At 70.7% G+C, this 24,594-nt stretch carries 27 protein-coding genes; 14 read left to right on the top strand and 13 right to left on the bottom strand.

Features of this window, described 5'->3' with window-relative positions; all coding sequences use genetic code 11:
• Positions 1-9: 9 nt before the first annotated feature.
• The 8 genes from AOA12_RS07250 to nrdH form a co-directional block, all read right to left on the bottom strand.
• Positions 10-435 carry a MarR family winged helix-turn-helix transcriptional regulator gene (locus tag AOA12_RS07250; RefSeq protein ID WP_231637198.1) on the bottom strand — a complete coding sequence of 142 codons (426 nt, stop codon included), beginning with the start codon at positions 433-435 and terminating at the stop codon, positions 10-12.
• A gap of 10 nt (positions 436-445) precedes the next feature.
• Entirely contained in the window at positions 446-1,819 is a 1,374-nt protein-coding gene (locus AOA12_RS07245) for a low temperature requirement protein A (RefSeq protein ID WP_054681537.1), read from the bottom strand.
• Positions 1,820-2,190: 371 nt separating this feature from the next.
• Positions 2,191-3,105, bottom strand: a complete 915-nt coding sequence (locus AOA12_RS07240) for a nucleotidyl transferase AbiEii/AbiGii toxin family protein (protein WP_082406049.1) — start codon at positions 3,103-3,105, stop codon at positions 2,191-2,193.
• Positions 3,098-3,649 carry a type IV toxin-antitoxin system AbiEi family antitoxin domain-containing protein gene (locus AOA12_RS07235; RefSeq protein WP_054681532.1) on the bottom strand — a complete coding sequence of 184 codons (552 nt, stop codon included), beginning with the start codon at positions 3,647-3,649 and terminating at the stop codon, positions 3,098-3,100. Before AOA12_RS07235 ends, AOA12_RS07240 begins: the two co-directional genes overlap by 8 nt.
• A 131-nt stretch (positions 3,650-3,780) precedes the next feature.
• Positions 3,781-4,758: a class 1b ribonucleoside-diphosphate reductase subunit beta gene (nrdF, locus tag AOA12_RS07230; protein WP_054681530.1), complete on the bottom strand. Its 978-nt coding sequence runs from the start codon at positions 4,756-4,758 to the stop codon at positions 3,781-3,783.
• 35 nt (positions 4,759-4,793) lie between these two features.
• On the bottom strand, positions 4,794-6,950 hold the full coding sequence (gene nrdE / locus AOA12_RS07225) for a class 1b ribonucleoside-diphosphate reductase subunit alpha (protein WP_054681528.1): 2,157 nt from the start codon (positions 6,948-6,950) through the stop codon (positions 4,794-4,796).
• The gene (gene nrdI / locus AOA12_RS07220) at positions 6,932-7,366 is read right to left on the bottom strand and encodes a class Ib ribonucleoside-diphosphate reductase assembly flavoprotein NrdI (protein WP_054681525.1); all 435 of its coding nucleotides are present in this window, start codon (positions 7,364-7,366) and stop codon (positions 6,932-6,934) included. Before nrdI ends, nrdE begins: the two co-directional genes overlap by 19 nt.
• A 4-nt stretch (positions 7,367-7,370) precedes the next feature.
• On the bottom strand, positions 7,371-7,601 hold the full coding sequence (nrdH, locus tag AOA12_RS07215) for a glutaredoxin-like protein NrdH (protein WP_054681523.1): 231 nt from the start codon (positions 7,599-7,601) through the stop codon (positions 7,371-7,373).
• Positions 7,602-7,985: 384 nt separating this feature from the next.
• Here nrdH and AOA12_RS07210 point away from each other — a divergent pair, with 384 nt between their 5' ends.
• The 8 genes from AOA12_RS07210 to AOA12_RS07175 all read left to right on the top strand — a co-directional run bounded on the left by AOA12_RS07210 (position 7,986) and on the right by AOA12_RS07175 (position 14,190).
• Entirely contained in the window at positions 7,986-9,191 is a 1,206-nt protein-coding gene (locus AOA12_RS07210) for an MFS transporter (protein ID WP_054681521.1), read from the top strand.
• Between the two features lie 38 nt (positions 9,192-9,229).
• Positions 9,230-9,985 carry an alpha/beta fold hydrolase gene (locus AOA12_RS07205; RefSeq protein WP_054681519.1) on the top strand — a complete coding sequence of 252 codons (756 nt, stop codon included), beginning with the start codon at positions 9,230-9,232 and terminating at the stop codon, positions 9,983-9,985.
• A 94-nt stretch (positions 9,986-10,079) separates the two neighbouring features.
• Positions 10,080-10,508: a hypothetical protein gene (locus AOA12_RS07200; protein ID WP_054681516.1), complete on the top strand. Its 429-nt coding sequence runs from the start codon at positions 10,080-10,082 to the stop codon at positions 10,506-10,508.
• Between the two features lie 43 nt (positions 10,509-10,551).
• Complete coding sequence (locus tag AOA12_RS07195) at positions 10,552-10,815, top strand: helix-turn-helix transcriptional regulator (RefSeq protein WP_082406047.1); 264 nt, start codon at positions 10,552-10,554, stop codon at positions 10,813-10,815.
• The gene (locus AOA12_RS07190; protein ID WP_054681514.1) at positions 10,812-11,972 is read left to right on the top strand and encodes an acyl-CoA dehydrogenase family protein; all 1,161 of its coding nucleotides are present in this window, start codon (positions 10,812-10,814) and stop codon (positions 11,970-11,972) included. The genes AOA12_RS07195 and AOA12_RS07190 overlap by 4 nt, the downstream gene beginning before the upstream one ends.
• A gap of 59 nt (positions 11,973-12,031) precedes the next feature.
• Positions 12,032-13,303 carry a DUF445 domain-containing protein gene (locus tag AOA12_RS07185; protein ID WP_054681512.1) on the top strand — a complete coding sequence of 424 codons (1,272 nt, stop codon included), beginning with the start codon at positions 12,032-12,034 and terminating at the stop codon, positions 13,301-13,303.
• A 31-nt stretch (positions 13,304-13,334) separates the two neighbouring features.
• Positions 13,335-13,673: a gamma-glutamylcyclotransferase family protein gene (locus tag AOA12_RS07180; protein WP_054681510.1), complete on the top strand. Its 339-nt coding sequence runs from the start codon at positions 13,335-13,337 to the stop codon at positions 13,671-13,673.
• Between the two features lie 46 nt (positions 13,674-13,719).
• On the top strand, positions 13,720-14,190 hold the full coding sequence (locus AOA12_RS07175; RefSeq protein WP_054681508.1) for a SixA phosphatase family protein: 471 nt from the start codon (positions 13,720-13,722) through the stop codon (positions 14,188-14,190).
• 43 nt (positions 14,191-14,233) lie between these two features.
• Here AOA12_RS07175 and AOA12_RS07170 read toward each other — a convergent pair whose 3' ends face one another.
• Entirely contained in the window at positions 14,234-14,713 is a 480-nt protein-coding gene (locus AOA12_RS07170) for a YbaK/EbsC family protein (protein WP_054681506.1), read from the bottom strand.
• A gap of 130 nt (positions 14,714-14,843) precedes the next feature.
• On the opposite strand from AOA12_RS07170, the gene AOA12_RS07165 reads away from it, so the two are divergent.
• Both AOA12_RS07165 and AOA12_RS07160 read left to right on the top strand, forming a co-directional pair.
• On the top strand, positions 14,844-15,908 hold the full coding sequence (locus AOA12_RS07165) for a Glu/Leu/Phe/Val dehydrogenase family protein (protein ID WP_054681504.1): 1,065 nt from the start codon (positions 14,844-14,846) through the stop codon (positions 15,906-15,908).
• 112 nt (positions 15,909-16,020) lie between these two features.
• On the top strand, positions 16,021-17,613 hold the full coding sequence (locus AOA12_RS07160) for an AMP-binding protein (protein WP_054681503.1): 1,593 nt from the start codon (positions 16,021-16,023) through the stop codon (positions 17,611-17,613).
• A 77-nt stretch (positions 17,614-17,690) separates the two neighbouring features.
• Here the strand turns inward: AOA12_RS07160 and AOA12_RS07155 are convergent, their stop codons facing one another.
• Complete coding sequence (locus AOA12_RS07155) at positions 17,691-18,467, bottom strand: SDR family oxidoreductase (RefSeq protein ID WP_054681501.1); 777 nt, start codon at positions 18,465-18,467, stop codon at positions 17,691-17,693.
• Between the two features lie 207 nt (positions 18,468-18,674).
• Here AOA12_RS07155 and AOA12_RS07150 point away from each other — a divergent pair, with 207 nt between their 5' ends.
• Both AOA12_RS07150 and AOA12_RS07145 read left to right on the top strand, forming a co-directional pair.
• The gene (locus AOA12_RS07150) at positions 18,675-19,280 is read left to right on the top strand and encodes a TetR/AcrR family transcriptional regulator (protein ID WP_082406045.1); all 606 of its coding nucleotides are present in this window, start codon (positions 18,675-18,677) and stop codon (positions 19,278-19,280) included.
• Positions 19,277-19,636, top strand: coding sequence for a DoxX family protein (locus tag AOA12_RS07145; protein WP_054681497.1), 360 nt, complete (start codon positions 19,277-19,279; stop codon positions 19,634-19,636). The genes AOA12_RS07150 and AOA12_RS07145 overlap by 4 nt, the downstream gene beginning before the upstream one ends.
• A gap of 10 nt (positions 19,637-19,646) precedes the next feature.
• On the opposite strand, the gene AOA12_RS07140 is transcribed toward AOA12_RS07145, so the two are convergent.
• Entirely contained in the window at positions 19,647-20,297 is a 651-nt protein-coding gene (locus AOA12_RS07140) for an alpha/beta fold hydrolase (protein WP_054686847.1), read from the bottom strand.
• A 127-nt stretch (positions 20,298-20,424) separates the two neighbouring features.
• Here AOA12_RS07140 and AOA12_RS07135 point away from each other — a divergent pair, with 127 nt between their 5' ends.
• Together AOA12_RS07135 and AOA12_RS07130 are read left to right on the top strand one after the other, a co-directional pair.
• On the top strand, positions 20,425-21,603 hold the full coding sequence (locus AOA12_RS07135) for an LLM class flavin-dependent oxidoreductase (RefSeq protein WP_054681495.1): 1,179 nt from the start codon (positions 20,425-20,427) through the stop codon (positions 21,601-21,603).
• Positions 21,604-21,614: 11 nt separating this feature from the next.
• Positions 21,615-22,277 (top strand): CE1759 family FMN reductase, encoded by a 663-nt coding sequence (locus AOA12_RS07130; RefSeq protein WP_054681488.1) that lies wholly within the window; start codon positions 21,615-21,617, stop codon positions 22,275-22,277.
• 16 nt (positions 22,278-22,293) lie between these two features.
• On the opposite strand, the gene AOA12_RS07125 is transcribed toward AOA12_RS07130, so the two are convergent.
• Together AOA12_RS07125 and AOA12_RS07120 are read right to left on the bottom strand one after the other, a co-directional pair.
• Positions 22,294-23,289, bottom strand: a complete 996-nt coding sequence (locus AOA12_RS07125) for a pirin family protein (protein ID WP_054681486.1) — start codon at positions 23,287-23,289, stop codon at positions 22,294-22,296.
• A 244-nt stretch (positions 23,290-23,533) separates the two neighbouring features.
• The gene (locus AOA12_RS07120) at positions 23,534-24,421 is read right to left on the bottom strand and encodes a DUF559 domain-containing protein (protein ID WP_156366437.1); all 888 of its coding nucleotides are present in this window, start codon (positions 24,419-24,421) and stop codon (positions 23,534-23,536) included.
• Between the last annotated feature and the right edge of the window lie 173 nt (positions 24,422-24,594).

Genomic DNA, 24,594 nt, shown 5'->3' with positions numbered 1-24,594 from the left:
GGGCCCGGCTCAGACGATGCCGGCGCGGATGCCGTCGAGCGACGCCGCCACCTTCGGCAGCTGCGCGACGAGGCCGGCGTCGAGCTGCGCCAGCCGCTCGCGGGCGTCGGCGAGCACCGCGACGCCCTTCGGGGTGAGGCTGAGGTCGCTCGCGGCGCCCGCGTGAGCGGTGGCGTCGGCGACGAGCCCGTCGTCGACGAGCGTGCGCACGGCCGTGTGCGCCGACTGCACGGTGATGCGCGACCGGCGCGCGAGCTCCGAGAACGAGATGCCCGGCTCGGCGAAGATGTGCCCGAGCAGCCCGAACTTGCGGGTCGTGATCCCCAGATCGCGCAGCGTGGCCGACAGCTGTGCCTCCCACATCCCCGACACCGCCATCAGCGCGATGACGGGGCTGAAACGGGGTTCCTCCCCGTTCACGTTCTGATCTGCCACGAGGAAGAGTTTATGGCTGATACCCTCCGTTGCGCTGCAACCCGGGGTGGGTCGTATCCGGGTCGCCCTCCCCGCGACCGCCACGGCCCGTGCCGTCTCCGGCCCGGCTCAGCGCCCGCTCCAGCGCCGCCGACAGCGATCGCCACTCCCACAGCTCGTACGCGACGATCACCGACAGCGGCGACGTCAGCACGATCAGCAGGCACGCCCACAGCGGGCCGCCGAGCGCCGCGACCAGCACGGCGACGACCGGTGCCGCGAAGGCGACGACGTGCGCCGGGTTGCGGCTGAGCGACGACACCAGCCAGCCGTGCAGCAGGAACGTCGTCACGAGGAACACGGCGACCGGGATCGCGATCGCCGCCACGACCGTCACCGTCGCCACCGGGTACGGTCCCACCGCGCCGTAGCCGACCACGTGCAGGCCGGCGCCCGTCGCGACGATCGACGCGAACAGCAGCAGATGACCGTACGCCCACGGCACCACCTTGTCGCGCCGCGCGGCCAGCACCGGCGCCGACGGGATGAGGAAGTACGCCCACCACAGGGCGAAGGAGGTGAGGATGCCGATGCCGATCGCGAGCACCGCGCCGAGCGTCCAGCCCTCGGCATCCGAGATCCGCCGGGCCGCCTCCACCGTGCCGATCACGGTCTCGCCGATCGCGATGATCGCGAGCAGGCCGTAGCGCTCGGCGATGTGGTGCGGATGCCAGGGCGAGCCGCCGATGCCGCGCCCGGCGCTCCACCGCTCGATGACGATCGGGCAGGCGAGCTCGATCGCCCACACCAGCACGAGCAGCAGCAGGCCCGGGACGAGCGGGATGGGCAGCAGGCTCCACGCGACCCAGCCCAGCTGTATGACGCCCACGGTGACCGCGTAGCCGAACGCCAGACGCCGGTACCGCACGTCGGTGAACGCGACGCGCAGCCACTGCGCGACCACGGCGACCCGCATGATCACGTAGCCGGTGACCATCAGCTTGGCCGACACGGGCCCGCCGTCGATGAGCGAGGAGAAGAGCGCGGGGACGCCGATGGCGAGCACGACGACGCCGGCCATCTGCGTCAGCGTCAAGACCCGGAACAGCCAGTCGTCGTTGTCGAACGCCGATGCGAACCACGAGTATCCGGTCCACGCCCACAGCACGGCGAGCATCGCGATCAGGAAGGCGACCGTGGCCGGCCCGGCGTGACCGGTCGCGATGCCGTGCGCGTACTCCGCGCCGATCACGATGAACGCCACCACGAACGTCAGGTCGAAGAACAGCTCCAGCGGGCTCGCGGGGCGGTGGCCCTCGCCGGTGTTGCGCCCCGCCATCCGCCGCAGCCCGTGCGGGTAGTGCGCGCGGGCCCGCGCCGCGGCATGCCCTGCCTCAGCCTTCATCGCCGCATCCTTCCGTCAGACAGACGGTACCGCGTCGGCATCCGCGTGCCATAGCTCCTCCGATCCGCGCACGCTCCCGCCGGTCTCCCGCGGAACGACGCGGTACGGCGGCGGGCTCTGTGCCACGGAGGAGGAGTTGCGTCACGCAAGCCCGAGGCGGGCTGCCGGCGCGATCAGGGGGTCAGAAGTCCCGAGCCTAAGGAGAACCGCGGAAGCATGCGGCAACCGAGGTCAATGGGACTGTGCGCCTCCGGCGTGCCACTTGCGAACGGGTCTCTATGCTGATCCCGGAAGCGGGTCTGATGCCTGGACCGGGGCATCACCCGATGGCCCTCACGACGACAGGACAACGCATCGGGCCAGATGGAGGGTCACGCGTTGTCGATCGCGGTGATCCATTCGTTGAGCTCCACGATGATCTCGTCGAGTGTCGATGAGACGCCGGCTTGCTCCGCCGGTGTCGCGAAGGTGCTCGCCCAGAGCGGGTTCGCAACGATCGTTGGCGGCCACAAGCGCAGGCGCATCCCGATCTGACCTGCTTCCGCGGCGCGTGCCTGGAACACGTCGAGCGCGGCCTCCCGCACCACATCGAGCGATCCGGGAGTGGGATAGTACGCATGCTTGATCGATAGCAGGTCAACGAGGTCCCGAACCCGGTCGTTCACGAACGTGGGCGGCTCATGGGGGTCTGAGCACGCATGGAGCTTCTGAGCGACCTGGTAGGCCATCGCGATCCCGACGAGCGCGTCCGGAGTCTGGATGCCGAAGAAGTCTGTGGAGGGCGCGGCGATCCGATCCGAGTGTTCGCGGATGTGCCCGTCGTCGAAGGCCACTTCGACCTGGATGCGTCGCCACGTGACACCACGAAGCGACAGCAGCACATCGAAGCGGCGCGGCTTCACGACTCGAGGAGCGTCGATCATCTGGATCGGCGAACGCGAAAGCGTGACGGGACCCCATGGCTGAGCCAGCGCCTCGTCCAGCGCGCGAACGAGCTCGTCCGCGGAGCCACGGAAGAGGGTGTCGACGTCACGCGTCGCGCGTGCCGATGCTCCGAGTCGTCGTTCGAGGTAGACCCCGCCCTTGAGCAGAAAGAGCGGCTGCTGATCGTGACCCAACGCTCGCTGAAGCACAGCGACGACGATCGTCGACGCGAGAATCCATCCCGTGCGGGCAACGTTGGTGCCGATCACGGCGGATGCCTGATGCACCCATTGCTCCAGTACACGGGCGCTTGCAGGCGTGCGGTCCTTCCCGGGGAGTGCGGCGAAGGGGTCGTCAGACATACATCGTTTCGATCTGTGATGTCAGTTCCGTCGCCTCAGCGGCGGTGATCCGCCCCCGCTTGCGAGCGGTGTCAATGGCCACTCGAAGCAGATGCACGGGAACACCGGTGTCGATTCCCTGTTGGATGGCGGTCTTCTCGGTGACGGTGCGGATGCCTTGCCACCAGGAGAGGTCCGCTTCGGTGAGGCGCGTGTGGTGAAGGATGTAGGCGTCTCCCCCGCGCTTGCTGATCCGACGACCTTTGGGGACGGCGATGTGGATTCGGTCTGGGTTGATGTCACAGAGCTCGTGCACCGCCAACGCGGTGTCGTGGCTGAGCACGGCGTCCGGGGCGTTCGCCCACAGGACGGCCAGCATGTACTCATCGCGCTCGGTGACAGGGAGTTCCGGGAATCGATAGATCCCGTGACCCACACGCTCGAGCTTGTCCCGACGTGCAAGACGAGCCAGCTCCCCTGGCGCAGCCCCTAGGTTGCGGGCGTCCCGTTCCGTGACGAATCCGTACTGGTCGAGGGCAACGTCCCACAGATCTTTGCGAAGCACGACGCCCCCTCACCCCTGGTGCGAAAAGTATGCCATAAATGGCCTACTTTTCGCACACGCCCGAAGTGATCCCGAAGGGTCGACGCCATGCCCATTTCAACTTGTGATCAGGAACTTTACGGCGCAGCCTCTCAGAAGTCCCAGTCCTCGTCCTCGGTCGCGACGGCCTTGCCGATGACGTACGACGAGCCCGAGCCCGAGAAGAAGTCGTGGTTCTCGTCGGCGTTCGGGGAGAGCGCCGAGAGGATCGCGGGGTTCACGTTGGTGACCGTCGACGGGAACATCGCCTCGTAGCCGAGGTTCATGAGCGCCTTGTTGGCGTTGTAGTGCAGGAACTTCTTGACGTCCTCGGTCAGCCCGAGCGAGTCGTAGAGGTCCTGCGTGTACTGCACCTCGTTGTCGTAGAGCTCGTACAGCAGCGAGAACGTGTAGTCCTTGATCTCGTCGCGCTCGGTCTCCGAGACCTTCTCGAGGCCCTTCTGGAACTTGTAGCCGATGTAGTAGCCGTGCACGGCCTCGTCGCGGATGATGAGGCGGATGATGTCGGCCGTGTTCGTGAGCTTCGCCTTGCTCGACCAGTACAGCGGCAGGTAGAAGCCCGAGTAGAACAGGAACGACTCCAGCAGCGTGGACGCCACCTTGCGCTTGAGCGGCTCGTCGCCCCGGTAGTAGTCCATGATGATGTGCGCCTTCTTCTGAAGGTTCGCGTTCTCCACCGACCAGCGGAAGGCGTCGTCGATCTCGGGCGTCGAGCACAGCGTCGAGAAGATCGACGAATAGCTCTTGGCGTGCACCGACTCCATGAACGCGATGTTCGTGTAGACGGCCTCCTCGTGCGGCGTCAGCGCATCCGGGATCAGCGAGACGGCGCCCACCGTGCCCTGGATCGTGTCGAGCAGCGTGAGCCCCGTGAACACGCGCATCGTCGTCGTCTTCTCGTCGGGCGTCAGCGTCGCCCACGACTGGATGTCGTTCGACAGCGGCACCTTCTCGGGCAGCCAGAAGTTGCCCGTGAGGCGGTTCCACACCTCGAGGTCCTTGTCGTCCTGGATGCGGTTCCAGTTGATCGCCTGCACGTGGTCGAGCAGTGGGAGCTTCTGAGCGTTCATGAATGGTCTTCCCCTAAAAATCCCTGATCAAAGCGTCACAGCATGCAGCTGACGCACTCAGACACGTCGGTGCCCTCCAGGGCCATCTGACGCAGGCGGATGTAGTAGATCGTCTTGATGCCCTTGCGCCACGCGTAGATCTGGGCGCGGTTGATGTCGCGCGTCGTCGCGGTGTCCTTGAAGAACAGCGTGAGCGACAGCCCCTGGTCGACGTGCTGCGTCGCGGCCGCGTAGGTGTCGATGACCTTCTCGTAGCCGATCTCGTACGCGTCCTGGTAGTACTCCAGGTTGTCGTTCGTCATGAACGGCGCCGGGTAGTAGACGCGGCCGATCTTCCCCTCCTTGCGGATCTCGATCTTCGACGCGATCGGGTGGATCGAGCTCGTCGAGTTGTTGATGTACGAGATCGAGCCCGTCGGGGGCACCGCCTGCAGGTTCTGGTTGTAGATGCCGTGCTCCTGGATCGACGCCTTGAGGTCGATCCAGTCCTGCTGGGTCGGGACGTGATGCTTCGCGAACAGCTCCGTGACCCTCTCGGTCTGCGGCGCCCACTCCCGCTCGATGTACTTGTCGAAGAACTCCCCCGAGGCGTACGTCGAGTCGGCGAACCCGTCGAAGGTGACGCCGCGCTCGATCGCGATGCGGTTCGAGGCGCGCAGCGCGTGGTAGAGCACCGTGTAGAAGTAGATGTTCGTGAAGTCGAGGCCCTCTTCCGAGCCGTAGAACACCCGCTCGCGTGCGAGGTAGCCGTGCAGGTTCATCTGCCCCAGGCCGATCGCGTGCGAGCGGTCGTTGCCGTCCTCGATCGAGCGCACCGAGCCGATGTGGCTCTGGTCGCTCACCGCGGTGAGGGCGCGGATGGCGGTCTCGACCGTGCGGCCGAGGTCGTCGGCATCCATCGACAGCGCGATGTTCAGCGAGCCGAGGTTGCAGGAGATGTCCTTGCCGATCTGGTCGTACGAGAGGTCCTCGTTGTACGTGGTCGGCGTGTTGACCTGCAGGATCTCGCTGCACAGGTTCGACATGTTGATGCGCCCGCTGATCGGGTTGGCGCGGTTCACCGTGTCCTCGAACATGATGTACGGGTAGCCCGACTCGAACTGGATCTCGGCGAGCGTCTGGAAGAACTCGCGCGCCTTGATCTTCGTCTTCTTGATGCGGGCGTCGTCGACCATCTCGTGGTACTTCTCGCTGACCGAGATGTCGCCGAACGGCACGCCGTAGACGCGCTCGACGTCGTAGGGCGAGAACAGGTACATGTCCTCGTCCTTCTTCGCCAGCTCGAACGTGATGTCGGGGATCACGACGCCGAGCGAGAGCGTCTTGATGCGGATCTTCTCGTCGGCGTTCTCGCGCTTGGTGTCGAGGAACTTCATGATGTCGGGGTGGTGCGCCGACAGGTAGACGGCGCCGGCGCCCTGCCGGGCCCCGAGCTGGTTGGCGTAGCTGAAGCTGTCTTCGAGCAGCTTCATGACGGGGATGATGCCGCTCGACTGGTTCTCGATCTGCTTGATCGGAGCGCCCGCCTCGCGGATGTTCGACAGCAGCAGCGCGACGCCGCCGCCGCGCTTGCTCAGCTGCAGCGCGGAGTTGATGCCGCGGGCGATCGACTCCATGTTGTCCTCGATGCGCAGCAGGAAGCAGCTGACGAGCTCGCCGCGCTGCGCCTTGCCCGCGTTGAGGAACGTGGGGGTCGCCGGCTGGAAGCGGCCCGAGATGATCTCGTCGACCAGGGCGATCGCGAGGCCGTGGTCGCCGTCGGCGAGGGTCAGCGCGGTCATCACGACGCGGTCCTCGAAGCGCTCCAGGTACCGCTTGCCGTCGAAGGTCTTGAGCGTGTAGCTCGTGTAGTACTTGAACGCGCCGAGGAACGTCTCGAAGCGGAACTTCGCCGCGTAGGCGCGGTCGTTGAGCTGCTGGATGAACTCGAACGGGTACTTCTCGATGACGGCGGCCTCGTAGTAGTCCTTCTCGATGAGGTAGTCGAGGCGCTCGCGCAGCGAGTGGAAGAAGACCGTGTTCTGGTTGACGTGCTGCAGGAAGTACTCGCGCGCGGCACGACGGTCGGCGTCGAACTGGATCCGGCCGTTCTCGTCGTAGAGGTTCAGCATCGCGTTCAGCGCGTGGTAGTCGAGCCCCTCGAACCGCTGATCGGTCTTGAAAGTCGCTTCGGTCACTGCTGCTTCCACCATCGTTCCAATCCGTCGCTCACGCGATCGATGTCGTCTGGCGTGCCGAAGAGCTCGATCCGGTACAAGTGCGGCACGCGGCACTTGCGGCTGATGATGTCGCCGGCGAGGCAGTACGCGTCGCCGAAGTTGGTGTTGCCCGCGGAGATCACCCCGCGGATGTACGACCGGTTGTGCTCGTCGTTGAGGAACCGGATGACCTGTTTGGGGACCGCACCCTTCTCCTCGCCGCGCCCCTGACCCCCGCCGTAGGTGGGGGTCACGAGCACATAGGGCTCGTTCACCACGACGGGGGGTTCGGTGGACCGCAACGGAATCCGCACGGCGGGCATCCCGAGCTTCTCGATGAACCTCGCCGTGTTGCCGGAGACGCTCGAGAAGTACACGAGCAGCGGCGCTCTCGTGGCCACCGCGCTCATGGGATCACAGACGAGCGGCGAGCTCGTCGATCTTGTCGGGACGGAAGCCCGACCAGTGGTCCTCGTCGGTGACGACGACGGGTGCCTGCAGGTAGCCCAGCGCCTTGACGCGCTCCAGCGCCGCGTGGTCCTCCGACAGGTCGAGCACTTCGTATTCGATGCCCTTCGAGTCCAGCGCCCGGTAGGTCGCGTTGCACTGCACGCACGACGGCTTCGTGTAGACCGTGATCGCCATGTGGATCGTCCTCTCCCCTCAGAATCCTGTTCGCCCCGGCCGGGCGGCCCGTGTGTGACACGCTGTGCCCGACCAGGAGTCTCAATACTACATATAGGTGTCGCCCTTGGGTCGCACCACAAGGACTAGTAGTTACATCCGTGTAGTTTTCTCCCGTTCTCAACAGGTACAACACATGTTGTCCACCGTTTCATCCACAGGCCGAGACCTTTCCGGCCGACGAGGAAAAGCCGGGATGATGCGCCTTTCCGGCCCGGGGCGCCCGGTCTCCTCCACACCCCGAACGCTACGCGGGGGTTCCGACATCCGATTCCCTGTGGAATCGTCGCCCCGGCGTGTCGTGCCTCCTCGCCGTGCCGCCGCGAGGAGGGGTACCGTTGACGGGTGCCGGGGTATCAGGAGCTTCTGCGCGTTCCGGGAGTCGGACGCATCATCGCCGCACAGCTGACGGCACGCTTCCCCAACGGGATGATGAGCCTCGCCGTCCTGCTGCACGTCGAGCAGATGACGGGCTCGTACGGCTCCGCGGGGCTCGTGCTGGCGGCCACGTCGATCGGGCAGGCCGTCGCCGGCCCCGTGACGAGCCGCTGGATGGGCGTGTGGGGGATGCGGCGCGTGCTCACCCTCACGACGGCGGTGTGCGCCGCGGCGATCCTCGCCCTCGCGGTGCTCGCGCTGCCCGTGGCCGGCTACATGGCCCTGGGGCTGCTCGCGGGCCTCGCGACCCCGCCCGTGCAGTCGGCCGTGCGCACGATCTACCCCAAGCTCGTCACCTCGCGCCAGCTGACGCCGCTGTTCTCGCTCGACGCGAGCCTGCAGGAGATCATCTGGATCCTCGCCCCGGTCGTCATCACGCTCGTGGCCATGCAGGTCGGGACCGTGCCCGCCCTGCTGCTGATCGTTGCGTTCCTCGCCGGCGGCGGGGCGTGGTTCATCCTCTGCCCCGAGGTCGGCCGCGTGCGCATCCCCCGCAGCCGCCGCGGGTTCGGCAAGGTGCTCGGCCGCCCCGTGGTCCTGCTGGCGACCGTGATCGGGTTCCTGCTGATCGGCGCGTGCGCCGCCGTCGAGGCCGGCGTCGTCGCGACGTTCGGGCACGGCGGCCTAGAGGCCGGCGTCGTGCTGGCGGTCTTCGCCGTCGGATCGCTCGCCGGCGGCCTCGCCTTCGGCCACGTCCCGATGGGGCCGTGGGCGATGGCGCGCCGCATGACGGTCGTCGCCGTCGGCGTGACCGCGACCGTGCTCTCCCTGAACTTCTGGTGGCTCGGCGCATCGCTGCTGGTCGCCGGCATCGGCATCGCGCCGGCCCTCGCGGTGATGTTCGCGATGACGTCGTCGAGCGTGAAGTTCAGCGAGACCGCCGAGGCCTACGGCTGGATCGGCACGGGCCAGCTCATCGGCGCCGCCACGGGCTCGGCGGTCGCGGGCTTCCTCATCGACGGCGTCGGCCCCGTCGGCGCCTACTGGGCGGCCGCGGCCTTCGCGATCGTCGGGGCGCTCGTGGCGGCCGTGTTCGCCCGCGGCTTCCCGGATCTGCGCGATCGCGATGCGAGCCCCATCCCCGACACGGAGCCCGTTCCGACCGTCTCCTGAGCGGTCGTGCCCTGCCTGAGCGGTCGTACCCTGTAGGCATGCCTACCCCTGTCGCTCTCCCCCGCCTCTCGTGGGGCTCCTCGCACGCCGACCGGCGCGCCCTCCTCGTGCACGGCCTCGGCTCGACCGGCGCGCTGATGTGGCGCTTCGGGCTCGCGCTCGCCGACGCCGGCTGGCGCGCGACCGCGATCGACCTGCGCGGCCACGGCACCGCCCCGCGCGCGCTCGACTACTCCATCGCCGCCTACGCGGCCGACATCGCCGAGGTCCGGCCGGACGCCGGCGGCGCGTGGGACCTCGTGATCGGCCATTCGCTCGGCGGCGCGGCGTCGGTCGTCGCGGCCGCCGCCGACCCCGCGTGGACGGAGCGCCTCGTGCTGATCGATCCCGCCATCCACCTGTCGCCGGAGGTGCTCGCGCAGACCCGCGAGGGACAGCGCGCGTCGTTCGACGACCCGACGGCAGCGGCGGTGCGGGCCGCGAACCCGACGTGGCACGAGCACGACGTCGAGCTGAAGACCGCCGCGGCCCGCCAGGGCAGCCCGTGGGCGGTCGACCAGACGATCGCCCAGAACGCGTCGTGGGATGTGCGTCCCGCCGTGGCGACGCTGGACATCCCGGTGCACATCATCGGCAGCGACCCCGCCGTGCACTCCATCTTCGAGGGCGACGTCGAGACCGAGGTGCTCGCCCGTCCCTCCGTCACGCTCTCGCGCGTGATCGGCGCCGGCCATTCCCCGCACCGCGACCTTCCCGACGAGACCCTCCGCCAGCTCTTCGCCGCCCTCGCCTGACAAGTCACCTTGACATCCTCGCGCCACGCCTGCGACACTGAAAGTCAAGCGACCTTTACATCCATCAGTCGCGGGCGACGCGGAGGAGGCGGCCATGAGCGAGGAGTCGGGGTACACGAGCACCGACAAGCGGTCGGCGAGCAGGTACACGCTGGAGTTCGGGTCGAGCATGGCGCTGTTCCTCGTGCTGTTCCTGCTGCTGCCCCGCTGGGTGCCGGCGGCGCCGGGATCCGCGGGGGCGATCGTGCTCGCCGTGCTGCCGATCGTTCCCGTGATCTGGATGCCGATCGCCGTGTCGCGCTTCGTCGGACGGATGGACGAGCGACTGCAGGTGCTGATGTGCCGCAGCCTCTCGATCGGGTTCGCCGTCGCGATGGTCACCGCCATCCTCGTCGCCCTGCTGGGCCGCGCGGGCGTCGAGGTCGGCGGCGCCGAGTGGTACGTCTTCATCGCCGGGATGCTCTCGTGGGGCGTCTCCATCCCCCTCGTCATGCTCCGCGCCGAGCGCCCGCGCACGGCCTGACCGCCCACGACCCGACCGCCCACGACCCGAGGGGGACCGGCCGATGAAGAACGACGTGCGCCGCCTGCGCACCGCGCGCGGCTGGACGCAGGTGCAGTTCGCCGAGGCGCTCGGCGTGTCGCGCCAGACCGTCAACGCGCTCGAGGCCGGCAGGTACGATCCCTCGCTGCCGCTGGCCTTCCGCATCGCCGCGCAGTTCGAGCTGCCGATCGAGGCGATCTTCTCCCCGACCGACGCCGACGCTCCCCCGAGCGGGGGCCGCCGCGGGGCCCCGGCCCGCGCACCGCGCGACACAATGGACTCGTGACGACCTTCGACCCCGCCGCGATCCTCCCCGACGACCTGCTCGAGCGCATCCGCTCCCGCGCCGCGGCGGTCGACGCGGAGAACCGCTTCCCCGACGAGGACCTCGCCGAGCTGACGGATGCCGGATACCTGCGCATCCTGGTCCCCGCCGAGCTCGGCGGGGCGGGCCTGGGCCTCACCGAGGCGTCGCTGCTGCAGCAGCGCCTCGCGACCGCGTCGCCGGCGACCGCGCTCGCGGTCAACATGCACCTCGTGTGGACCGGCGTCGCCCTCGTGTGCGCGGCGCGCGGCGTCGACGCGCTGCGGTTCGTGCAGGAGGGCGCGGCGGCGGGCGAGGTGTTCGCGTTCGGCATCAGCGAGGCCGGCAACGACCTCGTGCTCTTCGACAGCGACACCGTCGCCGAGCCGCAGCCCGACGGCTCCTACACGTTCACGGGCACCAAGGTCTTCACCTCGCTCGCGCCCGTGTGGACTCAGCTCGGCCTGCACGGCCTCGACGAGACGAGCCCCGACGCGCCCCGGCTCGTCTACGCCTTCGTGCCGCGCACGGACGCCGTCGTCACGCGCGACGACTGGGACACCCTCGGCATGCGCGGCACGCAGTCGCGCACGACCGAGCTGCACGGCGCCACGGCGCCGGCCGACCGCGTCGTGCGCCGCCTCACGCCGGGGCCGAACCCCGATCCCCTCGTGTTCGGCATCTTCGGCGTGTTCGAGCTGCTGCTCGCGTCGGTCTACACGGGCATCGCCCGGCGCGCGCTCGACCTCGCCGTCGAGACGGCGAGGTCCCGGCGCTCGAAGAAGACCGGCACGTCTTACGCGCACGATCCCGACATCCGCTGGCGCGTCGCCGAGATGGCGCTCGCCTACGACGCCCTGCTGCCGCAGCTCGCGTCGCTCAGCCGTGACGTCGATGAGCGCGCCGACCACGGAGCGCTCTGGTTCGCGAAGCTCTCGGGCGTCAAGCACCGGGCCGCGACGACCGCCAAGCGCGTCGTCGACGACGCCGTGCTCGTCGCCGGGGGCTCGTCGTACTTCGCGCGCAACGAGCTGAGCCGCCTCTACCGCGACGTGCTCGCGGGCCTCTTCCATCCCTCCGACCCCGAATCGGCGCACGCGACCGTCGCCTCGGCCTGGCTCGGCCCGGTCGAGGGCTGATCCCGCGCGACGCGGCATCGCGCGGGGTCCAGCACGGGGCCCCGTGCAAGGATGGCAGGATGGCGCGCACTCCGACAGAGCTCCTCAGCCCCGCCGATCAGCGTCGACGCCGCGATCTGCGCGTCATGAAGGCGGTCGCCGCCGGCGCGCTCGTCTTCATGGCCGTGGTCTTCGTGATCGCGTTCGCCCTGCAGCAGCAGTACCCCGCGTGGGCCTACGTGCGCGCGGCGGCCGAGGGCGGCATGGTCGGCGCCCTGGCCGACTGGTTCGCCGTGACGGCGCTCTTCCGGCATCCGCTCGGCATCCCCATCCCGCACACCGCGATCATCCCGCGGCGCAAGGACGAGATCGGACGCACGCTCGGGGAGTTCGTCGAGACCAACTTCCTCGAGGGCGAGGTCGTGCGCACCAAGCTCACGCAGACCGAGATCGCCCGTCGCGCGGGCGAATGGCTGCGCGACCCCGCGCACGCCGAGACGGTGAGCCGCGAGGCCGCGCCCGTCGTCGCCGGCATCCTGCGCGCGCTCAGCGACGACGAGGTGCAGGACCTCATCGCCGACCTCGCCCGCGAGCACCTGCTCTCGCCCGAGTGGGGACCGACCCTCGGCGGCTGGCTGGAGCGCGTCGTCGACGCCGGCGCGCACCGCGGCGCCGTCGACCTCGGCGTCGACAGCATCGCCACGTGGCTCGCCGCCAACCGCGAGTCGTTCAGCGGCCTGGTGTCGCGCCGCCTCCCGTCATGGGTGCCGTCGGTCGCGATGCGCCTGATCGACGACACCGTCTATCACGAGGCGGTGAAGTTCATCGAGGCCGTGCAGGCCGACCCGGCGCACCCCGCGCGCCTCGCGATCGACCGCTACCTCGGGCGGCTGGCGGGCAACCTGCAGCACGATCCGGCGACGATCGGACGCCTCGAAGACGCCAAGAGCGCCGTCTTCGACAGCCCGCGCGTGCGCGAGCTCGCCGCCGAGGCGTGGAACACGGCGAAGGCCGGGCTGCTGCGCGCGCTCGAAGACCCCGAGAGCTCCCTGCGGCGGCGCGCGGCCGCCGCGCTGCAGGAGGTCGGCGGGCGCCTCGCGACCGACGAGGCGCTGCAGCGGCGCGTCGACGGACGCCTCGTCGACGCCGCCGTCATCGTCGTGGAACGCTACCGGCACGACATCGCCTCGATCATCACCGACACCGTCGAGCGCTGGGACGCCGAGGAGACGAGCGAGAAGATCGAGCTGATGGTCGGCCGCGACCTGCAGTACATCCGCCTCAACGGCACGATCGTGGGCGCCCTCGCGGGCCTCGTGATCTTCACGGTCGCGCACGCGATCCTCGGCTGACGTACGCGGCCCGCGGCGGTACCGTGGAGACATGACGAGTGACGAGCTCCTGTTCACCTACGGGTCGCTGCGGCGCCCCGAGGTGCAGCTCGACACGTTCGGGCGGCTCCTCAGGGGCGAGACCGACGTGCTCACCGGCTACACGCTCGACCACGCGGAGATCCACGCGCACCGCCTCAGCAGCGCGGCGGGCAGCACGGTGCACGCGGTGCTGCGGCCCACCGGCAACCCGCTCGACAAGGTCGTCGGCACGGCCGTGGTCGTGACGACCGAGGAGCTCGACGCCGCCGACGAGTACGAGTCGACCGTGTTCCGCCGCATCCCCGTGACCCTCGCGAGCGGTCGCCCGGCGTGGGTGTACACGGTCTGACCGCCCGCGCCCGTCCCCGCAGAAGGCCCCCGCAGAAGGAGAACCCATGGTGACACTCGTGCTCGTCCGGCACGCCAAGAGCGACTGGGGCCGCCCCGACCTGTCGGATCACGACCGCCCGCTCAACCCGCGCGGCCTGCGCGACGCGCCCGCGATGGCCGAGCGGCTCGCGGACGACGGCGTGCGGCTCGACGCGATCCTCGCCTCCACGGCGCTGCGGGCGCGCACGACCGCCGCGTTCTTCGGCGAGCGCTTCGGCCTCGAGCCCGAGCTCGACGCCGAGCTGTACGGAGCGCCCGCGCGCACGCTGCTGGCCGGCGCGATCGCCCGGCGCGCACCGTCGGTCATGGTCGTGGCGCACGACCCCGGCATGACCGTGCTCGCCGAGCACCTCTCGGGCGGCGGCATCGGCGCCATGCCGACGTGCGCCGTCGCGACGTTCCGCTGGGACGCCGACGACTGGGACGTCGCCGCGGCGATCGACCCCGCCGAGTGGAGCTTCCGGGCCCCGCGCTAACGACGCCCTCCCGCCCGCACCGGGAACAGCAGGGCACCTGCTGTCAGTCGACCTTGAGCACCGTGCCGCCCGTGACGCGCACGAGCTCGTCGAAGGTGAGCGGGAAGACGGTGTGCGGCGTGCCGCCCGCGGCCCAGACCTCCGGGTGGCGTGCGAGGTCCTCGTCGACGACCGTGACGAGCGGCGCCGGATGCCCCGTCGGGGCGACGCCGCCGATCGCCTGGCCCGTGGCATCCCGCACCTGATCGGGCGTCGCCCGCCGGATCGACGTGCGCCCGAGCCGTGCGGCGAGCGCGGCGGTGTCGACGCGATGCGCGCCGCTGGTCATCACGAGCAGCGGCTCGCCGTCGGACCAGAACACCAGGGAGTTGGCGATCGCGCCGACCTCGACGCCGAGCGCCTCGGCGGCGAGGACGGCGGTCGAGGCGGCGTCGGGCAGCACGACGATCTCGCCGGGGATGCCGGCGGCGCGGAGCGCGTCGTGCACGAGGCGGCTGCGCGCGGGGAGCGAGGATTCTGTCACGCTGCCACTCTACGTCGGCGTACGCCGAGCACTTCGCCCACGACGGCCCGCTCGCGAGGCACAATAGGACAAGGATGCCGCAACGATGCGCATCCGCGTTCGCCCACAAGGCTCGCCGAAAGAGGATGCGATGACCACCGCCCCGTCCCTGCCCGATTTCGCCCACGAACGCGTGGAGGTGAGCACAGGAGGGCGCAGCGGCCTCATCATCACGGTCGCGCTGCACTCCTCGGTGCTCGGCCCCGCCCTCGGCGGCGTGCGCCGATGGGCCTATCCGCACTGGAGCGACGCCCTCGGCGACGCGTTGCGCCTGTCGGCGGCGATGACCCTGAAGAACGCCGCCGCGGGGCTCGACGCCGGCGGCGGCAAGGCGGTGATCGCCCTGTCGCCCGGCGAGGCGCTCGACGCCGACCGGCGCCGCGACGCGTACCTCGATCTCGGCGACGCCGTCGAACGGTTCGACGGCCTCTACCGCACCGCCGAGGACGTCGGCTCGACGAGCGAGGACATGCTCGTCGTCAGCGAGCGCACGGCGCACGTCGTCGGCCTGCCCGACGCCGTCGGCGGGTCGGGCGAGCCCTCGGCGCCGACGAGCCTGGGCGTCTACTGGTCGCTGCGCGAGGTGCTCGCCCGGGTCACGGGATCCTCCGAGGTCGGGGGCCGCCGCATCACCGTCTCGGGCCTCGGGCAGGTCGGCAGCCGGCTCGCCGTGCGCCTCGTCGCCGAGGGGGCGCTGCTGACGGTGACCGACGTCGACCCCGCCAAGCGCGACCTCGCGACGCAGCTCGACCTGACCTGGGCCGAGCCGGGCACCGAGCACCTCGTGCCGGCCGACGTCTTCGTGCCGGCCGGCGTCGGCGGCGTCCTCACCGACGAGGTGATCGACGCCCTCGACGTCAGGGCCGTCTGCGGTCCCGCGAACAATCCGCTCGCCGAGCGTGCGGGCGCCGATCGCCTGGCGGCCCGCGGCGTGCTGTACGCGCCCGACTTCGTCGTCAACGCGGGCGGCGTGATCCACCTCGACGTCGCCGCGCGGGGCGCGTCGCGCGACGAGGCGGCGGCGCGCATCGTCGGCATCCGCGACACGCTCTCCCGCGTGTTCGACGAGGCGGCCGCGACGGGCACGACGCCGCTCGTGGCCGCCGAGGCGCTGGCGGCGCAGCGGCTCGACGCCGCCACGCGCGCCCTGGCATAGAACGCAGTATCAAATACTGTGGGACTCAGTCTCGCGCGGTGGCAGAATAGGCGAAGAAGAGACGCCGCGGCACGGCGCCGCGGCGCGATCGGTCCCTCAAAGGAGCAGGCCTGTGTTCACGAGTCCGTACCCGACCATCGACATTCCTCGCGTCAGCGTGTACGACGAGCTGTTCGGCACACTGACCGACGACGATCTCGATCGCGTCGCGCTGATCGATCCCGGCAGCGGCGCGGAGACGACGTATCGCGCGCTGCGCGCCCAGATCGACGCGTTCGCGGGCGCGCTCGCGGCGCGGGGCGTCGAGATCGGCACCGTGCTGGGGCTGCTGTGCCCCAACGTGCCCGCGTTCGCGACGGTGTTCCACGGCGCCCTGCGCGCCGGCGGCACGGTCACGACGATCAACTCCCTGTACACCCCCGGCGAGATCGAGAAGCAGCTGAAGGACGCGGGCGCGACCTGGCTCATCACCGTGAGCCCGCTGCTGCCGCAGGCGAAGGTCGCGGCGGATGCCGCGGGCATCCCGGCGGAGCGCCTGATCGTGCTCGACGGGGCCGAGGGCCACCCGGATCTGCGCGCCCTGCTCTCCGAGCAGCGGACGCCGCCCGAGGTCTCCTTCGACCCGATGACGCACATCGCCGTGCTCCCCTACTCGTCGGGCACGACGGGCGTCGCGAAGGGCGTCATGCTCTCGCACCACAACCTCGTCGCGAACGTCACGCAGACCCGCGTGACCATCCGCCTGCACGAAGGCGACCGCGTGATGGCGGTGCTGCCGTTCTTCCACATCTACGGCATGACGGTGCTGCTCAACCTCGCGCTGCGCCAGCGGGCGAGCCTCGTGCCGATGCCCAAGTTCGACCTCGTCGAGTTCCTGACGGCGATCCAGCGGTTCCAGTGCACCTTCCTGTTCATCGCGCCGCCCATCGCCGTCGCCCTCGCGAAGCACCCCATCGTCGACCAGTTCGACATCTCGAGCGTGCACACGGTGTTCTCGGGCGCCGCTCCCCTCGACGCGGAGACCGCGAAGCTGGCCGGCGAGCGCATCCATGCCCGCGTGCTGCAGGGCTACGGCATGACCGAGCTCAGCCCCGTGTCGCACGCCACTCCGTTCGAGCGCGACGACTTCCCGCTCGACTCCATCGGCGTGATCCTGCCCAACATCACGTGCCGGCTGGTCGACTCGGAGACCGGCGAGGAGATCACCGAGGTCGGCGAGCACGGCGAGACGCGCGCGGGCGAGCTGTGGGTCAAGGGCCCGAACGTCATGCTCGGCTATCTCGGACGCCCCGACGCGACCGCCGAGACGCTGGGCGACGACGGCTACCTGCGCACGGGCGACGTGGCGGTCTACCACGAGCACGGCTACTTCACGATCGTCGACCGGGTGAAGGAGCTCATCAAGTACAAGGGCTACCAGATCGCGCCGGCCGAGCTGGAGGCCCTGCTGCTGAGCCATCCGAAGATCATGGATGCCGCGGTCATCGGCGTGCTCGACGACGAGGGCCAGGAGATCCCGAAGGCGTTCGTCGTCGCGGCGCCCGACACGGGCCTGACCGGCGAGGACGTGATGTCGTACGTCGCCGAGCACGTCGCGCCCTACAAGAAGGTGCGGCGCGTGGAGTTCATCGACGCGGTGCCGAAGTCGAGCGCGGGCAAGATCCTGCGCAAGGAGCTGCGCGCCCGCGAGGCGAGCGCCGCGTAGCGCTCACGCGCCATCGCTCTCGCGAAGAGAGCGCGGATGCCCGGGACTCCCCACAGGCCCGGGCATCCGCCGTGTGATCACCAGGTGGCGTCGCCGCGGATGACGACGTCGCTGCCGCCGTCGACGAACACGACCTGACCGCACAGGTGCGTGTTCTCCGGTCCCGCGAGCCAGGCGAGCAGGCGCGCGACCACGACGGCCTCGGCGGGTCCGTTCAGGGGCATCGGCACGGCCTGCGCCATCTGCGCGCGGCCCTCCTCCGTCTCCATGAGCGGTGCCACCATGGGGGTGAGAATGATCCCGGGGGCGACGGCGTTGAGCGGGATGCCGGCGCCCGCCCACTCCGCGTCGGCGGCATGCCGGCGCACCCAGCGGGCGAAGGCGATCTTGGTGGAGCTGTAGATGAGGGGCCCCTGCTCCGGCGAGGCGGCCAGCTCGGCGGCGCGCGCGAGGGCGCCGGGCTCGTCGTCGGCGAGCAGCAGCTCGACGAGCCGGTCGTCGCCGGGCATGAGGCTCGCCATCGAGCCGACGCCGACCGCGCGCGGGGCGTCGGAGCCGGCGAGCAGCGGTCGCAGCCCCTCGAGGCTCGCGATCATGCCGAAGTAGTTGACGCCGACGGTCGCGGGCGTCGGCGTGGCCAGGCCGGCGACGGCGATGATGCCGTCGAGCGCGCCGCCGCTCAGGCGCGTGGCCTCGGCGACGAGGTGCTCGCGCCCCTCGGGAGTCGTCAGGTCGCTGTCGATGTCGGTGCCGCGCAGGTCGGCGCCGATGACACGGTCGCCCCGCTCGATGAGAAGCTCCGCCGTGGCCGCTCCGATGCCGGAGGCCGCTCCGGTGATCAGGTATGTGCGCATGATCGGGTCCCTTCCTCTGAGCGCCCCGGGTACGGGTGGTGGAAGACGGGGCCGGTGCCGCGCCTCCTCGCGCTCGTCTCCGACGCTACGCCGCCAGCGACCCCCGCCGCTGCGCCGCGCGCCGTGACAAACCCGGCGGACGTCCGGGCATCCGTCCGCTAGAGTGAACATGTTCACTGAACCTGTTCGTTCTTGCCGGAGGCCCTCATGTCACCCACCCGAGAGGAGTCGCGCGTCACGACACGACGATCGGTGCTGGCCGCGGCCGACCACCTGTTCCGAGAGCGCGGGTTCGGAATGACGACGATCCGAGACATCGCCGACGCGAGCGGGGTGAGCGTCGGCACCGTCATGACCGCCGGCGACAAGAACGCCCTGCTGATCCAGGTGTTCGATGCCCTCATCGAGGAGGAGCACGCACGATCGGCGCCGCGCCCGACGGAGGGGCCGTGCCCCGACCGCATCCTGGCGCACGTGCAGCCGTTCGTGGAGATCTTCACGAGCCACCCCGATCTGTCGCGCGTGTACGCGTCGATCCTCGTGTCGGGAACCCACGACTCCGAGCTGTTCACGCGCCTCGCCGCGCTGCTGCGCGACGAGGTCGGCACCATCCTCCGCACGCACGGCTGTGCCGATGCCGAGCACGCGGGCATCCGCGCAGAGGCGATCCACGCCGCCTACGTCGGCGCCCTCTTCACGTGGTCGGCGCAGCGCCGCGTCGACCACGACCGGATCCTGGCGCAGCTGCACCGCACGTTCGCGGCGATCTGCCCCTGCTCCTCGCTCGACCTCCGCGGAGAGGACGCCGCATGACGGCGCTTCCGGCCGCATGGTGGCCGCCCGTGCTGCTCGCCCTCGTGCTGGCGGGCGACGCCGCCCTGTCGGCACGCCCTCCGCGCTTCATCCGCGAGTGCCTCGACGGCGTGGGGTTTCCGCGCGACTGGTGGTGGACGCTCATCGTCATCAAGGCGCTCGCTGCCGCGGGGCTCGTCGTCGGCATCTGGACGCCCGGCGTCGCCGTCGCCGCGAACGTCGGCGTGATCGCCTACTTCTGCTGCGCCGCCGCCGCACACCTCCGTGCCCGCAGCCTGGGATCGGCGTTCTGGGTCAACTGCCTGGGCATGCTCACGCTGTCGATGGCGGTGCTGGTGCTCTCGCTGACGCTGTGACGACCGGGCGTCACGCCGACGCGAGGAACGCGTTCAGTCTCGAGGAGAACTCGTGCGGGAGCTGCGTGTTCCACTCGTGACCGGCGCCGGGGACGATCTGCAGAGACGCGTGCGGGATCGATGCCGCGAGCTCGCGCGCGGCGGGGATGTTCGCGCGGTCCCTCGCGCCGCACAGCACGAGCGTGCGCGCGCCGATGCGCGACAGCTCGGGCCGCAGGTCGAGGGCGGCGAGCGCGCGCAGCACGTCGAGCATCCTGCCCTTGCTCATTCCGGGGGCGCCGGCGATGCGCGCGGGAAGCAGCCGGAGGATGCCGTTCTGCACCCGCATGAGCACGGGATGGGGACGCACCTGACCTCCCGACAGCACGAGGGACGCGACGCGCTCGGGGCGGGTGGCCGCGAGCCGGGTCGCGACCAGGGCGCCGAGCGAGAGCCCGCAGACGTGCACGCGCTCGAGCCCGCGACGGTCGAGCTCGTCGCACAGCGCCGACACGGCGCCGTCGAGCGTGAAGGGAACGCCGTCGTGGTCGCGGAGTCCGGCGATGCGCGGCGCGACGCCGGCGAAGCCGTCGGGAAGCGCTCGCACCTGGGCGTCCCAGGATTCGGGGCCGACGCCGATGCCGTGCAGGAAGACGACGGTGGCGGGGCGCGGCGAGGTCACGGTCCCATTCTGGCGGCCGTCGGGCGGCACGCCGCCCCGCATGCGGGAATACACCGTCCCGGCATGCGTTACTTTCTATGCAAATGAATACAAATGGGCGGCGAGGGCCGCCCCTCGGGAGAACACCATGGAATTCGGCATCTTCAGCGTGAGCGATGTCACGCGCGACCCCGTCACCGGCGACACGCCCAGCGAGGCGGAGCGCATCGACGCCATCACGCGGATCGCCCTCGCGGCCGAGGAGGCGGGGCTCGACGTCTTCGCCGTCGGCGAGCACCACAACCCGCCCTTCTTCTCGTCGTCGCCCACGACCCTGCTCGCCTACATCGCGGGGCAGACGCGAACGCTGAAGCTCAGCACGGCGACGACGCTCATCACGACGAACGACCCCGTGCGCATCGCCGAGGAGTACGCGATGCTGCAGCACCTCGCCAAGGGGCGCATGGACCTGATGCTCGGCCGCGGCAACACGGCGCCCGTCTACCCGTGGTTCGGCAAGGACATCCGCACGGCGCTGACGCTCGCCCTGGAGAACTACAACCTGCTGCACCGCCTCTGGCGCGAGGACGTCGTGGACTACAGCGGCACCTTCCGCACGCCGCTGCGCGGGTTCACCTCGACGCCCCGTCCGCTCGACGACGTGCCGCCGTTCGTGTGGCACGGCTCCATCCGCACCCCCGAGATCGCCGAGCAGGCCGCGTTCTACGGCGACGGGTTCTTCTCGAACCACATCTTCGCGCCGTCCGAGCACTCGCTGCGGCTCATCGACTTCTACCGGCAGCGGTTCGAGCACTACGGACACGGCCCCGCGAAGCGGGCGATCGTCGGTCTCGGCGGACAGGCGTTCATCGCGAAGAGATCGCAGGATGCCGTCGACGGCTTCCGCCCCTACTTCGACGAGGCGCCGGTCTACGGCCACGGCCCCCGCATGGAGGACTTCATGCAGCAGACGCCGCTCTCGGTGGGCAGCCCGCAGGAGGTCATCGACAAGACCCTCACGTTCCGGGAGATCTTCGGCGACTACCAGCGGCAGATGTTCCTGATCGACCACGCGGGCCTGCCGCTCGCGACCGTGCTCGAGCAGATCGAGCTGCTCGGCGAGCACGTCGTGCCCGTGCTGCGCCGCGAGCTCGCCGCACGGCGCGACCCCGACGTGCCGGAGACCGCACCCACCCACGCGCAGCTCGTCGCGGCGAAGTACGGCGACGACGCGCCCCGCCAGCCGAGGCCTCGCGCGAACCGCGGCGACAACGTCACCGGCGGCTCGCCCTACCTCGACACGTCGGCCGCCCCGGCCACGGCCTGAAGGAGGACATCGTGAACGCCACGGACAAGAGCCTCGTCGTCGTCTCCGCGGGGACGAGCGACCCGTCGAGCACGGCGCTGCTCGCGAGCCGCGCCGCCGCGCGCATCGAGAGCCTCGGCGCCGAGCGCGGCCTCGCGGTCGCCACGCGCACCGTCGAGCTGCGCACGCTCGCCCGCGACGTCGCCGACGCGATGGTCACGGGCCTCGTGTCGCCGTCCCTGCAGCGAGCGCTCGACGCGGTCCGCGACGCCGACGCGCTCGTCGTGTCGACGCCCGTGTACAAGGCGGGGCCGAGCGGACTGCTCACCTCGTTCTTCCAGGTGCTCGACAACGACGTGCTCATCGGCACGCCGGTCGTGCTCGCGGCCACGGCGGGCAGCGCGCGGCACGCGCTCGTCGTGGACGAGCAGCTGCGCGGCCTCTTCGCCTACCTGCGCGCCGTGGCCGCGCCGACGGCGCTGTTCGCCGCTCCCGAGGACTGGGGCGGCGGCCTCGACGAGCGCATCGACCGTGCGGCGGCCGAGCTGCTGGCGCTGGTCGCGGGCGGCTTCCGCGACGCCGTGCGCGGCGACGCCTGGGGCCGCTATCAGCACAGCTACGGCAGCGGGGGCGGCACGCAGCTCGGCATCGAGCTCGACACCGACCTCATGCGTCTCGCCGCGGGCGGGGCCTGACGGCCGGCGATGCGCGTCAGTCCCTCGGCAGAAGCCGCGTGATCGGCAGGGCGGGCGCGGGGAGGGCCGGCCGCTGCCCGGGCGGGAAGCTCCCGAAGAGCGCGGGCTTGCCGGCGTCCCCGGGATGCGGCGGCTCGAAGCCGAGCTCGGCCTGATAACGGCGGCGGTACTCGACGATCTCGTCGTGATCTCGGCCGACGAAGTTCCACCACATCACGATCCGCTCCCCCAGCGGCACGCCGCCGAGCAGCAACACGCGTGCGCCGGCGCGACCTGCGACGATCTCGAGCGTGCCGGAGCCCGGAGGGACGTACGCGAGGGAGCGATGCGCGATCGCCACGGCGTTCACCGTGACATCCGCGTCCTCCGCGAGCACGGCGTGCTCGAAGTCGCTCCGCACGCTCAGCCGGACGGCCGCGCCCGGCTCCAGCAGCAGCTCCGCGCCGAGGAGGCCGGGCGTGCGCGTGTCGACCGGCGAGGCCGAGCCGAGCAGCTCCCCGATGAACACGCGCGCCGTGAGGCCGGGGCGCACGACCGGCTCGGGCGCGTAGTGCTCGAAGCGGTTCTCGCTGAACCGTGTCTCCTCCGGCAGGGCGTACCAGAGCTGCACGCCGTGCAGCGAGGTGGTGTCGGGCGTGCTGATCTCCTGGTGGGTGATGCCGCGTCCCGCGATCATGAGGTTCAGCTCGCCGGGAACGACGGCGGCGGCGTTCCCTCCGGAGTCGAGGTGATCGATCCGGCCGGCGAACAGCCACGACACCGTGGCGAGGCCCGTGTGCGGATGGCGCGGCACCTGCATGCCGCCCGTGGCGGCGACGTCGTCCGGGCCGTAGTGATCGAGGAAGCACCAGGCGCCGACGAGCGAGCGCTGACGCTGCGGCAGCGTTCGGCGGACGGTCATCGCACGCAGCCCGCCGAGCGGCACGGCACGCGGCTCGAGGGCCTCGACGGCGGTGCAGGGCTCGCCCGGCTGGAGCACCGCGATGCCCGGACGTCTGTCGAGGTTCGTCATGACACCATCTTGCGCCCGATCGCCGCCGCCGTCACCGCCCCGGGCCGCGCGCGCCGCGCGAGGTCCTCGTGCCTCGCCGCCCCGCGGCCCGTGGCCCCGCGCCTGGCAGCCCCTGCCCGGTGCGCCGTGCAGGAGATCTCCCGAGGATGCCGCCTGCACCCCACCGACACGCCCGGGATGCCGGAAAAGTCCTGCTCGGCGCACGCGACACGGCGCACGGCGCACGGCTCACGGCGCACGCGATTCACGCGTCGGCCCGTGCGCGCCGGAGGCCGCGCACGGCGTTCAGCACCTGATCCTGGTGCCAGAAGATGTCCTCCGCGATCGCGCGGTACGTCGTGTAGCCCCGGGATGCCGCGGCCTGGTCGCGGCGCAGATCCGTGCGCCGCGCGTCCCACGAGGCATGGTGGGCCTCGCTGTCGCATTCCACGATGAGCCAGCCGTCGACGAGGAAGTCGACGCGCCCCACGCCGGGGATGAGCACTTGCGATTGCACACGGCATCCGAGACGGCGCAGCAGCAGTCGCATGATGCTCTCCGATCCCGACTCCGCCGCCGGGTCGAGCAGGGGACGCAGCACGGCGAATCGGCGCGGGAGCGCGGCGAAGACGCGATCGAGCTCGGCGGCGCCGATCAGCCGCAGCTGCAGCGCGGAGTCGAGCGTGGCGACGGCCACCTGCACCTTCTGGCACCGCACGGCGGCGACGAGCGCCTCGACGATGCCGGCATTCGCCCATCCGTCCCGGCGGTTGCGGGTCCAGTGCAGCCGCACCGCACGACCCGCGATGCGATGCCGCGCGCTGGTCGCGGGTACGTCGACGTGCAGGCCCGCGGAGCCCTGCACGAAGACCCCCCAGCGTGCGAGCTCCGACACGCACGTGAGCCGGCCCCCGATCTCGCACGCGGCGACGCAGTCGGCATCGGTCTCCGGATGCAGGTATGCGTTCGTCCGCGCACGCACAACGAGCCCGTCGCGCACCGCCGCCGCGGCGGCGCGCCAGTCACGCTGCAGGTCCGCTCGAGACCAGACGCGCCAGTGCGACGGGACGGGTCTCTCCGCCTTGCTGCGCCGCCGCCGGTAGGCGTCGGGCACGGGCGGCCGGGGCACATGCGAGTCCGCGGGTCGAGGCATGCGCCCGAGCCTGCGCCCTCGCCGTCCCGCGCGGCCGCCGATTCCCGGCATCCGTGGACAGATCGGCAGAGACCCCTCCTGTGGACGAGTCCCCGCACCCCACCGCCCACCGCCCACCGCCCGTGGCCCGTGGCCCGTGGCTCGTGGCTCGTGGCTCGTGGCTCGTGGCTCGT

Source organism: Microbacterium sp. No. 7, assembly GCF_001314225.1.
Taxonomy (GTDB): Bacteria; Actinomycetota; Actinomycetes; order Actinomycetales; family Microbacteriaceae; genus Microbacterium.
This window is presented reverse-complemented; position numbering and strand designations above follow the sequence as displayed.

Excerpts from the sequence above, each read along its gene's own strand:
- AOA12_RS07240 (WP_082406049.1), bottom strand. The coding sequence starts at position 3,105 with ATGTCTGACGACCCCTTCGCCGCACTCCCCGGGAAGGACCGCACGCCT.
- AOA12_RS07165 (WP_054681504.1), top strand. The coding sequence starts at position 14,844 with ATGACCACCGCCCCGTCCCTGCCCGATTTCGCCCACGAACGCGTGGAG.
- AOA12_RS07125 (WP_054681486.1), bottom strand. The coding sequence starts at position 23,289 with ATGACGAACCTCGACAGACGTCCGGGCATCGCGGTGCTCCAGCCGGGC.
- AOA12_RS07135 (WP_054681495.1), top strand. The coding sequence starts at position 20,425 with ATGGAATTCGGCATCTTCAGCGTGAGCGATGTCACGCGCGACCCCGTC.
- AOA12_RS07175 (WP_054681508.1), top strand. The coding sequence starts at position 13,720 with ATGGTGACACTCGTGCTCGTCCGGCACGCCAAGAGCGACTGGGGCCGC.
- AOA12_RS07155 (WP_054681501.1), bottom strand. The coding sequence starts at position 18,467 with ATGCGCACATACCTGATCACCGGAGCGGCCTCCGGCATCGGAGCGGCC.
- AOA12_RS07120 (WP_156366437.1), bottom strand. The coding sequence starts at position 24,421 with ATGCCTCGACCCGCGGACTCGCATGTGCCCCGGCCGCCCGTGCCCGAC.
- AOA12_RS07145 (WP_054681497.1), top strand. The coding sequence starts at position 19,277 with ATGACGGCGCTTCCGGCCGCATGGTGGCCGCCCGTGCTGCTCGCCCTC.
- AOA12_RS07205 (WP_054681519.1), top strand. The coding sequence starts at position 9,230 with ATGCCTACCCCTGTCGCTCTCCCCCGCCTCTCGTGGGGCTCCTCGCAC.
- nrdF (WP_054681530.1), bottom strand. The coding sequence starts at position 4,758 with ATGAACGCTCAGAAGCTCCCACTGCTCGACCACGTGCAGGCGATCAAC.
- nrdH (WP_054681523.1), bottom strand. The coding sequence starts at position 7,601 with ATGGCGATCACGGTCTACACGAAGCCGTCGTGCGTGCAGTGCAACGCG.
- AOA12_RS07195 (WP_082406047.1), top strand. The coding sequence starts at position 10,552 with ATGAAGAACGACGTGCGCCGCCTGCGCACCGCGCGCGGCTGGACGCAG.
- AOA12_RS07150 (WP_082406045.1), top strand. The coding sequence starts at position 18,675 with ATGTCACCCACCCGAGAGGAGTCGCGCGTCACGACACGACGATCGGTG.
- nrdE (WP_054681528.1), bottom strand. The coding sequence starts at position 6,950 with ATGGTGGAAGCAGCAGTGACCGAAGCGACTTTCAAGACCGATCAGCGG.
- AOA12_RS07180 (WP_054681510.1), top strand. The coding sequence starts at position 13,335 with ATGACGAGTGACGAGCTCCTGTTCACCTACGGGTCGCTGCGGCGCCCC.
- AOA12_RS07185 (WP_054681512.1), top strand. The coding sequence starts at position 12,032 with ATGGCGCGCACTCCGACAGAGCTCCTCAGCCCCGCCGATCAGCGTCGA.
- AOA12_RS07200 (WP_054681516.1), top strand. The coding sequence starts at position 10,080 with ATGAGCGAGGAGTCGGGGTACACGAGCACCGACAAGCGGTCGGCGAGC.
- AOA12_RS07245 (WP_054681537.1), bottom strand. The coding sequence starts at position 1,819 with ATGAAGGCTGAGGCAGGGCATGCCGCGGCGCGGGCCCGCGCGCACTAC.
- nrdI (WP_054681525.1), bottom strand. The coding sequence starts at position 7,366 with ATGAGCGCGGTGGCCACGAGAGCGCCGCTGCTCGTGTACTTCTCGAGC.